General features: G+C 60.3%; 15 protein-coding genes, 1 tRNA gene and 1 pseudogene. All 17 read left to right on the plus strand.

Features of this window, described 5'->3' with window-relative positions; translation table 11 throughout:
* Nucleotides 1-73 precede the first annotated feature (73 nt).
* Entirely contained in the window at nucleotides 74-688 is a 615-nt protein-coding gene (gene ruvA, locus M5B99_RS00450) for a Holliday junction branch migration protein RuvA (RefSeq protein ID WP_248799845.1), read from the plus strand.
* The gene (gene ruvB / locus M5B99_RS00455) at nucleotides 689-1,747 is read left to right on the plus strand and encodes a Holliday junction branch migration DNA helicase RuvB (protein ID WP_248802134.1); all 1,059 of its coding nucleotides are present in this window, start codon (nucleotides 689-691) and stop codon (nucleotides 1,745-1,747) included.
* Between the two features lie 138 nt (nucleotides 1,748-1,885).
* Nucleotides 1,886-2,353 (plus strand): tol-pal system-associated acyl-CoA thioesterase, encoded by a 468-nt coding sequence (ybgC, locus tag M5B99_RS00460; RefSeq protein WP_103499435.1) that lies wholly within the window; start codon nucleotides 1,886-1,888, stop codon nucleotides 2,351-2,353.
* Nucleotides 2,343-3,038: a protein TolQ gene (tolQ, locus tag M5B99_RS00465; RefSeq protein ID WP_100938831.1), complete on the plus strand. Its 696-nt coding sequence runs from the start codon at nucleotides 2,343-2,345 to the stop codon at nucleotides 3,036-3,038. The genes ybgC and tolQ overlap by 11 nt, the downstream gene beginning before the upstream one ends.
* Before the next feature lie 14 nt (nucleotides 3,039-3,052).
* Nucleotides 3,053-3,505, plus strand: a complete 453-nt coding sequence (tolR, locus tag M5B99_RS00470; protein WP_103499434.1) for a protein TolR — start codon at nucleotides 3,053-3,055, stop codon at nucleotides 3,503-3,505.
* The gene (gene tolA, locus M5B99_RS00475) at nucleotides 3,505-4,569 is read left to right on the plus strand and encodes a cell envelope integrity protein TolA (protein ID WP_248802135.1); all 1,065 of its coding nucleotides are present in this window, start codon (nucleotides 3,505-3,507) and stop codon (nucleotides 4,567-4,569) included. The genes tolR and tolA overlap by 1 nt, the downstream gene beginning before the upstream one ends.
* Before the next feature lie 47 nt (nucleotides 4,570-4,616).
* On the plus strand, nucleotides 4,617-5,867 hold the full coding sequence (gene tolB, locus M5B99_RS00480; protein ID WP_412548683.1) for a Tol-Pal system beta propeller repeat protein TolB: 1,251 nt from the start codon (nucleotides 4,617-4,619) through the stop codon (nucleotides 5,865-5,867).
* Between the two features lie 54 nt (nucleotides 5,868-5,921).
* Nucleotides 5,922-6,419, plus strand: coding sequence for a peptidoglycan-associated lipoprotein Pal (gene pal, locus M5B99_RS00485; protein WP_248802136.1), 498 nt, complete (start codon nucleotides 5,922-5,924; stop codon nucleotides 6,417-6,419).
* 6 nt (nucleotides 6,420-6,425) lie between these two features.
* On the plus strand, nucleotides 6,426-7,244 hold the full coding sequence (gene ybgF / locus M5B99_RS00490) for a tol-pal system protein YbgF (protein WP_248802137.1): 819 nt from the start codon (nucleotides 6,426-6,428) through the stop codon (nucleotides 7,242-7,244).
* Between the two features lie 164 nt (nucleotides 7,245-7,408).
* Entirely contained in the window at nucleotides 7,409-8,056 is a 648-nt protein-coding gene (gene queE / locus M5B99_RS00495) for a 7-carboxy-7-deazaguanine synthase QueE (RefSeq protein WP_248802138.1), read from the plus strand.
* 1 nt (nucleotide 8,057) lies between these two features.
* Nucleotides 8,058-8,747, plus strand: coding sequence for a 7-cyano-7-deazaguanine synthase QueC (gene queC / locus M5B99_RS00500; protein ID WP_248802139.1), 690 nt, complete (start codon nucleotides 8,058-8,060; stop codon nucleotides 8,745-8,747).
* Nucleotides 8,748-8,810: 63 nt separating this feature from the next.
* Nucleotides 8,811-8,886: transfer RNA gene (locus M5B99_RS00505), tRNA-Lys, on the plus strand.
* A gap of 319 nt (nucleotides 8,887-9,205) precedes the next feature.
* Nucleotides 9,206-9,688 (plus strand): DUF3391 domain-containing protein, encoded by a 483-nt coding sequence (locus M5B99_RS00510; RefSeq protein WP_248802140.1) that lies wholly within the window; start codon nucleotides 9,206-9,208, stop codon nucleotides 9,686-9,688.
* A gap of 756 nt (nucleotides 9,689-10,444) precedes the next feature.
* Nucleotides 10,445-11,047: pseudogene (locus M5B99_RS30095) on the plus strand (methyl-accepting chemotaxis protein); the annotation flags it as partial.
* A 10-nt stretch (nucleotides 11,048-11,057) separates the two neighbouring features.
* Nucleotides 11,058-11,426, plus strand: a complete 369-nt coding sequence (locus M5B99_RS00520; RefSeq protein WP_248802142.1) for a response regulator — start codon at nucleotides 11,058-11,060, stop codon at nucleotides 11,424-11,426.
* A gap of 31 nt (nucleotides 11,427-11,457) precedes the next feature.
* Nucleotides 11,458-11,775 (plus strand): lipid asymmetry maintenance protein MlaB, encoded by a 318-nt coding sequence (locus M5B99_RS00525; RefSeq protein WP_248802143.1) that lies wholly within the window; start codon nucleotides 11,458-11,460, stop codon nucleotides 11,773-11,775.
* 16 nt (nucleotides 11,776-11,791) lie between these two features.
* A complete protein-coding gene (locus tag M5B99_RS00530; protein WP_248802344.1) occupies nucleotides 11,792-13,933 on the plus strand; it encodes a chemotaxis protein CheA in 2,142 nt (713 codons plus the stop codon).
* The last annotated feature ends 305 nt before the right edge of the window (nucleotides 13,934-14,238 follow it).

Consider the following 14,238-nt stretch of genomic DNA (forward strand, 5'->3'; position numbering starts at 1 on the left):
ACGCCGGATAAGGTAGTGGGCTATCGTTCCGAGTCGTCAGCCAACGGTCTGGCCAGAAATAAGGATCTGATACGTGATTGGACGTTTGCGCGGCACCCTGGCAGAAAAACAGCCGCCGCACCTCATCCTTGATGTGAATGGCCTCGGCTACGAGCTGGAGGTGCCGATGACCACGCTTTACCGGCTGCCGTCGGTCGGCGAGCCGCTGACCCTGCACACCCATTTGGTCGTGCGCGAGGATGCCCAGTTACTCTATGGCTTCGTCGGCAAGCGCGAGCGCGACTTTTTCCGTGAGCTGATCCGCCTCAATGGCGTCGGGCCGAAGCTGGCCCTGGCACTGATGTCGAGCCTGGAGGTCGATGAGCTGGTGCGTTGCGTGCAGGCCCAGGATACCTCGGCGCTGGTGCGCGTGCCGGGTGTCGGCAAGAAGACCGCCGAGCGCCTGCTGGTCGAGCTCAAGGACCGCTTCAAGGCCTGGGAAACCGTGCCGAGCATGTTTGCCCTGGTGCCCAACCAGCCGGACGGCGCGCCTGCGCAGCCGCTGGCCAGCGCTGAAAGCGATGCGGTCAGTGCGCTGATTTCCCTGGGCTACAAGCCCCAGGAAGCGAGCAAGGCAGTGTCGGCGATCAAAGACAAAGGCCTGAGCAGCGAAGACATGATTCGTCGCGCCCTGAAGGGAATGATCTAAGTGATTGAAGCCGACCGTTTGATTACCGCCTCCGGCGGGCGTGACCGCGAGGAAGTCCAGGATCGCGCCATTCGACCGTTGAGCCTGGCCGAGTACATCGGCCAGCCGACGGTCAAGGAGCAGATGGAGCTGTTTATCCAGGCGGCGCGCGGGCGTAGCGAGCCCCTGGACCACACCCTGATCTTCGGCCCGCCGGGCCTGGGCAAGACCACCCTGGCCAATATCATCGCCCAGGAAATGGGCGTGTCGATCAAGAGCACCTCGGGACCGGTGCTGGAGCGCGCCGGAGACCTGGCGGCGCTGCTGACCAATCTCGAACCCCACGATGTGCTCTTTATCGATGAAATTCACCGTCTGTCACCGGTTGTCGAGGAAGTTCTGTACCCGGCGATGGAAGACTTCCAGCTCGATATCATGATCGGTGAAGGGCCGGCGGCGCGCTCGATCAAGCTTGATCTGCCCCCCTTCACCCTGGTCGGCGCCACGACGCGCGCCGGCATGCTGACCAACCCGTTGCGTGACCGCTTCGGTATCGTCCAGCGTCTTGAGTTCTATAGCACCGCGGACCTGGCGACCATCGTCACCCGTTCGGCGGGGATTCTCGGCCTGCCGCTGGACCCGGAGGGCGCGTTCGAGATTGCTCGGCGGGCCCGGGGCACGCCGCGGATCGCCAATCGGCTGTTGCGCCGGGTACGTGATTTCGCCGAAGTACGGGCCAAGGGGCATATCACCAAGGCCGTGGCGGACCTGGCCTTGAACCTGCTGGATGTCGACGAACACGGTTTCGACCACCAGGACCGGCGCCTGCTGCTGACCATGATCGAGAAGTTCGACGGTGGCCCGGTGGGAGTGGACAGCCTGGCGGCGGCGATCAGTGAGGAGCGGCACACCATTGAGGATGTGCTCGAACCTTACCTGATCCAGCAGGGCTACATCATGCGTACCCCCCGTGGACGGGTGGTGACCCGGCATGCCTATCTGCACTTCGGTTTGAACATTCCGTCGCGCTTGGGTGAAATGCCTGTGGTAGACGAGTTTCTGGATGCACTGGACGAGTAAAGGCAGGATTGGGGCTGATTTATTCGCGGTTTGCGTTGTCCGAAAGGCAGCTGTCGTGAATCTTCATGCAAAAAGTCGTCGAAGGATGAAAAACAGTTGCCTGGCCGGATTGGCAACCTGAGGAGTAAGCACTAGAGTATGCGCGCGCAAAACGGGGTTCAGTCGTTCGCACATCGCTGTCGCGTTTATTACGAGGACACCGATGCCGGCGGCATCGTGTATTACGTCAATTACCTTAAGTTCATGGAGCGGGCTCGAACCGAGCGGCTACGGGCATTGGGCTTTGCCCAATCCTCGCTGGCAGGGGAGAACCTGTTGTTCGTCGTGCATTCCAGCGAAGCGCGCTACCACGCGCCGGCGCGGTTGGACGACGAGTTGCTGATCAGTGCCGAGGTGATTGAGCTGAACCGTGCGAGCCTGCGCTTCAAGCAGCAGGTCAGGCGGGCTGATGATGAAACGCTGCTCTGTGAAGGGCGGTTCCTGGTGGCCTGTGTGCGCGCCGATAGTTTAAAACCCCGGGCCATTCCAGAAGCCTTGCGTTCGGCCTTTGCCGACACAAGCGGCGCGGGTACTCACTTAGAGCAGGAGATAAAGCGTGGAAGCTAACGTCGTCGACCATTCCTCCATGTGGAGCTTGGTCAGCAATGCCAGCATCGTGGTGCAATTGGTCATGCTGATCCTGTTGGCCGCCTCGGTCACCTCATGGGTCATGATTTTTCAGCGCAGCAACCTGCTGCGCGCCGGCCGTCGCGCCCTGGAGAGCTTCGAAGAGCGCTTCTGGTCGGGCATCGACCTGTCCAAACTCTACCGCCAGGCCGGCAGCAACCCGGACCCGGACTCGGGCGTGGAGCAGATCTTCCGCGCCGGTTTCAAGGAGTTCTCCCGTCTGCGCCAGCAACCGGGGGTTGATCCGGAAGCGGTCATGGAAGGCGTGTCGCGTGCCATGCGCGTGGCCATCTCCCGCGAAGAGGAAAAGCTTGAGCAGAGCCTGCCGTTCCTCGCCACCGTCGGCTCCGTCAGCCCGTACATCGGCCTGTTCGGCACCGTCTGGGGGATCATGAACTCCTTCCGTGGCCTGGCTACCGCCCAGCAGGCGACCCTGGCCACCGTGGCCCCGGGGATTTCCGAAGCACTGGTGGCCACCGCCATCGGCCTGTTCGCGGCGATTCCGGCGGTTATCGCCTACAACCGCTTTGCGGCCCGTGGCGAGACCCTGATCAGCCGTTACTACACCTTCGCCGATGAGTTCCAGGCGATCCTGCACCGTAAAGTGCACACCAGCGAAGAGTGAGCAGGTAAATCCCAATGGCCCGAGTTCGCCACAAACGCAAGCCGGTCGCCGAGATGAACGTGGTGCCCTACATCGACGTGATGTTGGTGCTGCTGGTTATCTTCATGGTGACCGCGCCGATGCTCAATCAGGGCGTGAAGGTTGATCTGCCCAAGGTTTCCAGCGAAGCCTTGCCGCAGGACAACAATACCCAGGTCCTGACCATTTCGATCAAGGCTGACAAGACCTACTACTGGAACCTTGGCAGCGAAGTCGATACCGAAAAACAGCAGGACAGGGCCATGACCCTGCCGCAGATGACCGACGCGGTGACCAAGATCATCCGTGCCGGCACCGAAGGCGGCAAGCGTACCCAGGTGTTCATTCGCGGTGACAAGACCGTCGACTATGGCTCCGTCATGGGGGCCATGGGCGGTCTGCAGAAGGCCGGCGTCGGTAATGTTGGCTTGATTACCGAGGCCCCCTGATGCACCAACAGCGAGAGCCGTCCGCTTCGGAAAGCTACTTCTGGCCCTGGGTCTGGGCGATCGGCCTGCATATCCTGATCTTTGGCATGCTGTTCGTCAGTTTTGCCATGACCCCGGAATTGCCTGAGGCCAAGCCGATTGTCCAGGCGACCCTGTATCAGCTGAAATCGAAAAGTCAGGCGACCACCCAGACCAATCAGAAGATTGCGGGTGAGGCGAAGAAATCCGCCGCGCGCCAGACCGAAGTCGAACAGATGGAACAGAAGAAGGTCGAGCAGGAAGCGATAAAGGCTGCGGAACAAAAGAAAGAGGAAGCGGCTCAAAAGGCCGACGAAGCCAAGAAGTCTGACGAAGCCAAGAAAGCCGAAGAGGCGAAAAAGGCCGATGAGGCCAAGAAAGCCGACGACGCGAAGAAGGCTGCCGAGGCGAAAAAGGAATTGGCCGATATAGCCAAGAAGAAAGCCGACGACGAAGCCAAGAAGGCCGCTGAAGAAGAGGCCAAGAAGGCCGCTGAAGAGGCGAAGAAGAAAATCGTCGAAGACGCCAAGAAGAAAGCGGCCGAAGACGCGAAGAAGAAATCCGAAGCTGACCAGGCGAAGAAGAAAATCGCCGAGGATGCGAAGAAGAAAGCCGCTGCCGATGCTGCGAAGAAGAAATCGCAGGATGCGGCGCGTAAAGCTGCTGAAGATAAAAAGGCCCAGGCCCTGGCGGATTTGCTTTCCGACACGCCACAACGCCAACAAGCCCTGGCCGATGAGCAGGGTGATGAAACGGCGGGCAGTTTTGACGATCTGATTCGCTCGCGGGCGGCAGAAGGTTGGGCACGTCCTCCTTCGGCGCGTAAAGGCATGACGGTGGTGCTGCAAATCGGCATGTTGCCGGACGGTACCGTGACCACGGTCTCGGTGGCCAAGTCCAGTGGCGACGGCCCGTTTGACGCCTCGGCGGTAGCTGCGGTCAAGAATATTGGTCGTTTGACGGAAATGCAGGGAATGAAACCGAGCGACTTTGCGCCCTATCGTTCCTTCAAGATGACATTCACACCTGAGGATCTAGCCTTGTGAGAAACCTTCTTCGAACAATGCTTGTCGTGATCTGCTGCCTGGCAGGGATGGCGATGGCGGATGAAAAGAACATTCTGGTCACCAGCGGCAGCGATCGGGCCACGCCCATCGCGGTCGTACCGTTCGGCTGGCAGGGCGGTAGCGTCCTGCCGGATGACATGGCCCAGATCATCGGCGACGACCTGCGTAACTCCGGTTACTACTCGCCGATTCCGAAACAGAACATGATCAGCCTGCCGACCCAGGCCAGCGAAGTCATCTACCGTGACTGGAAGGCCCTGGGCGCCCAGTACATCATGGTCGGCAGCATTGTTCCTTCGGGCGGTCGCCTGCAGGTGCAGTACGCACTGTTCAACGTTTCCACCGAGCAGCAGGTGCTGACCGGCAGCGTCTCGGGCACGGTCGATCAGTTGCGCGACATGTCGCACTATATCTCCGACCAGTCCTTTGAAAAGCTCACCGGCATCAAGGGCGCGTTCTCCACGCGCATGCTTTATGTCACGGCTGAGCGTTTCTCGGTGAACAACACCCGCTACACCCTGCAGCGTTCGGACTATGACGGTGCCCGCGCCGTGACCTTGTTGCAATCGCGCGAGCCGATCCTGTCGCCGCGTTTCGCCCCGGATGGCAAGCGTATCGCCTATGTGTCGTTCGAACAGAAGCGTCCGCGCATCTTCGTCCAGCACATCGATACCGGTCGCCGTGAGCAGATCACCAACTTCGAAGGCCTCAACGGTGCGCCGTCCTGGTCGCCGGACGGTAACCGCCTGGCGTTCGTGCTGTCCAAGGACGGCAACCCGGACATCTACGTGATGAACATGGCCACGCGCCAGATGAGTCGCGTCACCAGCGGCCCGGGCATCAACACCGAACCGTTCTGGGGCAAGGATGGCTCGACCATCTACTTCACCTCCGATCGCGGCGGCAAGCCACAGATCTACAAAACCAACGTCAATGGCGGTGGTGCCGAGCGCGTGACCTTTATCGGGAACTACAACGCCGCCCCGAAACTGTCGGCGGATGAGAAGACCCTGGTGATGATTCACCGCCAGGACGGCTTCACCAATTTCCGGGTGGCGGCTCAGGATCTGCAACGTGGGACAGTAAAAATACTGACAGACACCAACCTTGATGAGTCAGCCACTGTCGCGCCCAACGGCACCATGGTAATCTACGCCACCGCCCAGCAGGGCCGGGGAGTCTTGATGCTCGTGTCCATCAATGGACGCGTAAGGCTCCCGCTTCCTACCGCTCAAGGCGAAGTCAGAGAACCTTCCTGGTCCCCTTACCTGAACTGACGCGGCGCTACAAAGATTTTGCTTAACACACTGGGGTTCATTAGGAGTTTTACGATGGAAATGCTGAAGTTTGGTAAATTTGCTGCGCTGGCTCTGGCCATGGCTGTAGCTGTAGGTTGCTCGTCCAAAGGCGGCGACAATGCCGGTCAAGGCGCTGTAGACCCAAACGCTGGTTACGGCGCTAACACTGGTGCAGTCGACGGCTCCCTGAGCGAAGAAGCTGCTCTGCGCGCTATCACCACTTTCTACTTCGAATACGACAGCTCGGACCTGAAGCCAGAAGCCATGCGTGCCCTTGACGTTCACGCCAAGGACCTGAAAGCTAACGGCAGCAAAGTCGTTCTGGAAGGTAACACCGACGAACGTGGTACTCGCGAGTACAACATGGCACTGGGCGAGCGTCGTGCGAAAGCCGTTCAACGCTACCTGGTTCTGCAAGGCGTTGCCCCAGCTCAGCTGGAACTGGTTTCCTACGGTAAAGAGCGTCCAGTAGCTACTGGCCATGACGAGCAGTCCTGGGCTCAAAACCGTCGCGTCGAACTGCGTAAGTAATTCGTCATGCGAACGTGCCGTCGTGCTGTAACTGTTCTGGCTCTCAGCTTCATGCCGCTTGCGGCGTGGGCTGCGGTTCCTGTGGTCGATAACAACTCCGGCAATAATGGTGGGAGTTATCCGCCTGCGGGTTACGGTACGAACGGCGCCTATGCCGGGGGAGGGGTTTCGACCCCTGTCTCGGCACAGGGCGAGCTGTTCAATCAATTGCAACGCATGCAGGAACAACTCGCGCAGCAACAGGGCGCGATCGAAGTTCTGCAAAACGATATTGCGCGCATGAAGCAGGAAAACCTGGAGCGATACCAGGATCTTGATCGGCGCATAGGCAGTGGCGGCGCTCCGGCGGCTGCGGCTCCTGATAATTCTTCGACCGGTGGCAATGTCAATGCCGCCGCCGGTGCTGCACCCGCTGCCCAGGCCCCCGCGGCCAGCAGCGAGCCGGGTGATCCGGCCAAGGAAAAACTCTATTACGACGCAGCCTTCGACCTGATCAAGGCCAAGGACTTCGACAAGGCCAGCCAGGCGTTCAGCGCTTTCCTGCGCAAGTACCCCAACAGCCAGTACGCCGGTAACGCGCAGTACTGGTTGGGCGAAGTGAACCTGGCCAAAGGCGACCTGCAAGGTGCCGGCCAGGCATTCGCCAAGGTCAGCCAGCTGTATCCCAAGCACGCCAAAGTGCCGGATTCGTTGTACAAGCTGGCCGATGTCGAGCGTCGCCTGGGTCATACCGACAAGGTCAAAGGCATTCTGCAGCAGGTGGTTTCCCAATATCCGGGTACATCCGCCGCGCAGTTGGCACAGCGCGACCTGCAGCGCATGTGACGGTCGACGGCCTGCTTGAAGAAACCCGCGCTTGTCGCGGGTTTTTTCGTTAGAATTCACCCCCTTTTTTATGAAACACGCTGTCCTGGACTGTGCGATTGCAGGTTCATGGCAGTGCCTGACTGAGGCGGACGGCCTGTTTAGCTGTTACGCCCGTGGCGACTATGCAAGACACATTGAGAATCACCGAAGTTTTTTACTCGTTGCAGGGTGAAACGCGGACGGCTGGGCTGCCCACCGTTTTCGTACGCCTGACTGGCTGCCCGTTGCGCTGCCAGTACTGCGACAGTGCCTACGCTTTCAGTGGCGGCACGCTGATGACCCTGGACAGCCTGCTGACGCAGGTGGCCGATTACCGTCCACGGTATGTTTGCGTGACCGGCGGCGAACCGCTGGCCCAGCCCAATGCCATTCCCTTGCTCAAGCAGCTCTGTGACGCCGGTTACAGCGTGTCCCTGGAAACCAGTGGGGCGCTGGATATCTCGGCGGTGGACACCCGGGTCAGCCGCGTGCTCGACCTGAAGACGCCGGGCTCGAAGGAATCGCATCGCAATCGCTACGAAAATATCGAGCTGCTGACCCGCAACGATCAGGTCAAATTTGTCATCTGCTCGCGGGAGGACTATGACTGGGCGGTGTCCAAGCTGATCCAGTACGGTCTGGAAAAGCGTGCTGGCGAAGTGCTGTTCTCGCCGAGCCACCACGATCTGCCGGCCCGTGAGCTGGCCGACTGGATCGTCGCGGACAACCTGCCGGTGCGCCTGCAGATGCAGCTGCACAAATATCTATGGAATGACGAGCCGGGGCGCTGATATGACCACCCAAGCAAGCACTGACAAGAAAGCGGTAATCCTTCTCTCCGGTGGCCTGGACTCGGCCACGGTAGTGGCCATGGCGCGCGCCCAGGGCTATAGCTGCTACACCATGAGCTTCGACTACGGTCAGCGGCACCGCGCCGAGTTGCAGGCGGCCGAGCGGGTCGCACGTGATCTCGGGGTCATCGAGCACAAGGTCATCGGCCTGAACCTCAATGGCATCGGTGGCTCGGCCCTGACCGACAGCAGCATTGACGTGCCCGAAGCGCCGAGTGAAGGGATCCCGGTGACCTACGTGCCGGCCCGCAACACCGTGTTCCTGTCGCTGGCCCTGGGCTGGGCTGAAGTGCTCGGTGCCCGGGATATTTTTATCGGCGTCAATGCGGTGGACTATTCCGGTTATCCGGATTGCCGTCCCGAGTTCATCGAGGCCTTTGAAACCCTGGCGAATCTGGCGACCAAGGCCGGTGTCGAGGGCAATGGTTTCCGCATCCAGGCACCGCTGCAGAACCTTAGCAAGGGCGATATCGTCCAGGCCGGAATCAAGCTCGGAGTCGACTATTCGCTGACCGTATCCTGCTACCAGGCGGATGCTAACGGCTTTGCATGTGGGAAATGTGACAGCTGCCGACTGCGTGCTGAAGGCTTCGCCGCGGCCGGAATCAGCGATCCGACACGTTATTTTTGATTTTTTTCATTTGAGGTGTTGAATTCCCGTTAGAAATCAGTATTATACGCGCCACCACACAGCGGGTCGTTAGCTCAGTTGGTAGAGCAGTTGGCTTTTAACCAATTGGTCGTAGGTTCGAATCCCACACGACCCACCATATTTGTTGTAGAAGAAAATCCGGAAAGCCCACGAAAGTGAGGATTTCCGGATTTTTTTTGCCTGCCAGAAATACCGATGCAGCATGTACCAGACCCACGGGCAGAGCGAGACGCATTTAGGGACTTTCCTACCCGGTCCCGGTTATCCCTACCCTGAAATAGGGATGCTCCGATGGCGGGGCATACGGGCATGCGGCAATATTTTTTTCATGCCAGTCAAGTTCACCGCCATGTTCCACGTGCGTACCGATTCGATCGGCAAGGGGGGCAGCGGAACATTCAGCCTGGGCTTGTCGCTACCTGAAAAGGAGCTCGATCGTGCTGAAAAAAGTCTTCGTGGCGGACCTGAGCGTTGGCATGTATATCCAGGAGCTGTGCGGTCCCTGGATCGATCACCCGTTCTGGAAAAAAAGCTTTCTGCTTGAGGGTGAGTTGACCCTGGTGAAAGTCCGCGACTCCTCCATTACCCATGTCTGGATTGATCCTGCCAAGGGGATCGACACGCCGGAGGTGGTACAGCCCCTTTGCGAAGTGCCTGTTGTCGCACCCGTCGTACCCATCGCGGCGGTTCCCTCGTGCACGCCCAAGCCCGAACGCGCCCGAGTGGAGATGAGCGACGAACTGGTGCGGGCCGCCAACGTCTGCGCCAGGTCCAAGGTCGCGGTCATCGAGATGTTTGGCGATCTGCGCATGGGCCGGGTCATTCAGATGGAACACTGCTGCACGACATATCAGCCTGGAACTGGAAAAAAGCTGGAATTTCAAAAATCTCGAAGCGCTTTGGACCGAAGGCGTTTGTAGGGATTTTCCTAATTACCGTCCTGCAAGTCCTAGTTGTAAATAGGGATGCTCCGATAGATGGGCTGATGTTACCGGGCCACTATCTCTCCAGGCAGCCAGAACCATCGGTACACCCCTTTCACCGGGTGTCCGACCGGCCTTCCGGTTTTTGAGCGATCCTGATCTGGAGAGACGAAGGTGAAAGGACAGACGCTGGTTTCCCCCGTGAACCTGACGCTGCTGCCGGCGCTCTTGAGTGGCGCCCTCGGTGGCCTGGCGATTCTGCTCAGCCTCGGCCTGAACAGTCTGGCCGTGGGCAGCAGCGCCGCTGTGCTGGCGGGGTCCTTGCTGATCGGCAGCGTGGCGCTACGCACCCTGAGGGTCGGGCAACGGTGTGAGGAGCAGGTGTTTGAATCATTGAGCAGGCCTTTATCCGCATCACCGGACGAGGGCCTGGCCGAGGTCTGCACCCAGGTTCTGCCGGTCTGGTGTCGCCAGATCGACGCGGCCCGCAGCCTCAGCGAAGAATCGATTCTCAAGCTCAGCAACCGTTTCGCCACGCTGTCAGGCGACATCAGTGCTTCAGCCTCCAAGGAGGCCGGGCAGAGTTCCGGGGCCAGGTTGGTGGAGATCCTCGAGGTGGGCCAGCGTGACCTGGATTCGATCATGGTTGCGCTACGTGGCGCCCTGTTGCGCAAGGAGTCGGAACTCAAGGAGGTATTGATGCTCTCCGACTTCACCTCGCAGTTGCAGGAGATGGCCAAATTTGTCGGTGATATCGCCCGGCAGACCAATCTGCTGGCGCTTAACGCGGCCATCGAGGCCGCCCGCGCCGGTGACGCCGGTCGCGGTTTCGCGGTGGTGGCGGACGAAGTACGCAAGCTGTCCAGCCTGTCCGGCGAAACCGGCCAGAAAATCAGCGAGACGGTGAACACGGTCAATGCGGCGATCGCCCGCACGGTCGAACTGTCCCGGCATCAGGCGCAGCAGGACTCGCAGACCCTGGTCCATTCCGAGCAACTGGTGTCTCAGGTGATCGAGCATTTTCGGCACAACGCTCAGGCCATCGTCGACACCAGCAGCGGCCTGCAACAGCAGAGCGAAAATGTCGCGAGCGAGATCGCCGGCGTGCTGGTGGCCCTGCAGTTTCAGGACCGGGTCAGCCAGATGCTCAGCCTGGTCAACAACGACCTCGGCAGGCTGCGTGACCAGGTCAGCGAACGTCAACACCTCAGCCAGGCCGGTGCCACGCCGCCACCTATTGCCGCCCATGACTGGCTCGAACAACTGGCCAGCACCTACACCATGCCGGAGCAACACGCGATTCATCACGGCAAGCCGCTGGCCGGCAGTGCTTCATCCGACATCACCTTTTTCTAGGGAGTACCCCATGAACAAAACCATTCTGATCGTCGATGACTCCGCCTCCATTCGCCAGGTGGTCAGCATCACCCTCAAGGGCGCTGGTTACGAGGTGATCGAGGGCTGTGACGGCAGAGATGCCTTGAGCAAACTCGACGGTCGCAAGATCCACCTGATCGTCAGCGACGTGAATATGCCGAACATGGACGGCCTCAGCTTCGTCAAGGCCGCCAAGCAGATGCCGGCGTACAAGTTCACGCCGGTGATCATGCTCACCACCGAAGCGGCTGAGTCGATGAAACAGCAGGGCCAGGCCATCGGCGCGAAAGCCTGGATGCTCAAGCCCTTCCAGCCGGCCCAGATGCTCAGTGCCGTGTCCAAATTGATCATGCCGTAGCCGCCCAGGGCCCCCTGGGAAGGAGATAGTCATGCCACATACCCTGCCTTGCCTGCGTCGGATCCTGGTCCTTGAGGGCCCGTTGACCATCTACACCGCGACCGAGCGCCGAGACCTGCTTCTGGAGCTGTTTCCCCTGGCTGAAGAGGTGGAAATGGACCTGGGCAGTGTCGACGAACTGGACACTGCCGGCCTGCAACTGCTGGTACTGGCCAAGCAGGAGTCGGTCCGTCAGGGCCGTACCCTGATCCTGAGCAATCACAGCGCGGCGGTACTCCAGGCCTTCGACTTGAGCGGATTGCATCGCTATTTCGAAGAGCCGGTTGCCGCTCCTGCACAGAGAGACTGACGCCATGACTTCGCCGATGAACCTGGACGATGTGCTGCAGACCTTTATCGCCGAAAGCCAGGAACTGCTATTGCTGATGGAGGACGCACTGCTGCGGATCGAGCAGGTCCCCGATGACGTTGATACGATTAACGCACTGTTTCGTGTGGCTCACACCATCAAGGGTTCCGCCGGTTTGTTCGGCCTGACCCCCATCGTGGCCTTCACCCATGTGGCGGAAAGCGTGCTGGACCGGGTACGTGGGAATGAGCTGCGGGTGGACGAGGCACTCAGTGCGTTGTTCCTGCAGGTTCGTGACCACCTGGGGGAATTGATCGAACTGCTGGCTCAGCATGGCGACCTGCAAGGCATCACCGTCGATCATGAGCGGCAGGGCAGTGCTCTGGTTGCGCGGCTCAATCGTTATCTGGCGCCTTCTCCGGAGCCGGAGCCGGGGGCGCTCGTGGCCACGGCCGCGAGCGATTCGGCGGGTGGCTTGCGCCATTGGCACTTGTCGCTGCGTTTCGGCAGCGATGTACTGCGCAATGGCATGGACCCCTTGTCCTTTCTGCGCTACCTCAAGAGCTTCGGGCAGATCACCCGGGTCGTCTGCATGACCGACCGTCTGCCGGAAGTGGCGGCGATGGACCCTGAAAGTTGCTACCTGGGTTTCGAACTGGGGTTTGTCAGTGACGTCGATCAGGCGACCATCGAAAGTGCTTTCGAGTTCGTTCGCGAAGACAGCCAGATCTGCGTGTTGCCCCCGGAGCGCCAACCGGCGGATTTCCAGGCGCTGATCGAACGTCTGGGCAGCGACCCGCAGGCTTTGCTCGAGGTGTTCATCGCCTGTGGTTCGCTGACCCGCGAAGACTGGCAGGCGGCGACTCAGGTGCGGCCTGCGACGAGCATGCCGACCCCCGAGGTCACGCCGGATCAGCCTCTACCTCAAGGCGACGGGCTGTCCAGAAGCAAGCCGACCCGGGAGGCGCGCTCGGTCGAGGGCAATCTGATTCGCGTCGATGCCGGCAAACTGGACCAGTTGATCAACCTGGTGGGCGAACTGATCATCGCCGGTGCCGGTGCCAATCTGGTGGCGGCGCGCACGGGCATCGGCGAGATGATCGAGGCTACCAGTTCCCTCTCGCGCCTTGTCGAGGAGGTGCGCGACAGCGCCCTGACCCTGCGCATGGTGCAGATCGGCGCCACCTTCAACCGCTTCCAGCGGGTGGTCCGCGATGTCTCCAAGGAACTGGGCAAAGACATTGTGCTTGAGGTCAACGGCGCGGAAACCGAGCTGGACAAGACCGTGGTCGAGCGCATTGGCGATCCCTTGACTCACCTGGTGCGCAACGCCATGGATCACGGTATCGAAGCCGTGCAATTGCGCCGCGACCGCGGCAAGCCTGCCCAGGGCACCGTTCGTCTCAACGCTTATCACGAAGCCAGCAGCATCGTCATTGAAGTCTCCGACGACGGTGGCGGCTTGAACAAACAACGGATCCTGGACAAGGCCCGGGAGCGGGGGCTGCTGGCGGAAGGGCAGGTGCTGGCGGACAAGGACATTCTCAATCTGATTTTCGAGCCCGGTTTTTCCACCGCCGAACAGGTCAGCAGCCTGTCCGGGAGGGGCGTGGGCATGGACGTGGTGAAGCGCAACATCACGGCGCTGCGCGGCAGCGTCAACCTGGAAAGCGAGGAGGGGGTGGGCACCACGGTGCGCATTCGCCTGCCGCTGACACTGGCGATCATCGATGGTTTTCTTATCGGGGTCGGCAAGGCCTCTTATGTGGTGCCCCTGGACATGGTCGAGGAGTGCATCGAGTTGAGCGCCGATGATTGCAACAATCAAGACTATCTGGACCTCAGGGGCTCGGTGTTGCCGGTCCTGCGTCTGCGGGAGATGTTTGCCGTCGACGAGCCGAATACGGGCCGTGAAAACATCGTGGTGGTGCATTACGCGGGGGTTCGGGTGGGGCTGGTGGTTGATCAACTGCTGGGGGAGTTCCAGACCGTGATCAAACCGCTGGGCAAGTTGTTCGGCACGGCCCATGGATTGGGAGGTTTCACCATTTTGGGGAGCGGCGCGGTGGCGTTGATCCTGGATATTCCCAACCTACTCGGGCAAGTCGTCAGCCAGCAGAAACACGGCACGACCCTCAGCCCTGAACTGACTCAATAGCTTTCACCCTGGAGTGCAGCCTCATGACCGTCAAAAAGAATATTTCGCTGTTGGTCGCGTCCGCCCTGCTGGGCATCCTGATCCTGGGCTCTGTCAGCCTCTACCTGATGGGCGGGGTCAGGACCTTGGCCGGCTATGCCCAGGTCAATACGGTACCGAGCATCGTCCTGCTCGACCAGGTGGCCGAGACTCTGGCTGATAACCATGCTCATCAATGGCAGGACCTTTCCGCGTCGCCCGACAGTCGCTCGTTGCGGGCCGACAAGACACAGGCCTTGGTAACCCAGGCGTTGGATCGTTATCAG

It is taken from the genome of Pseudomonas sp. MWU13-2100 (assembly GCF_023242365.1).
Classification (GTDB): domain Bacteria; phylum Pseudomonadota; class Gammaproteobacteria; order Pseudomonadales; family Pseudomonadaceae; genus Aquipseudomonas.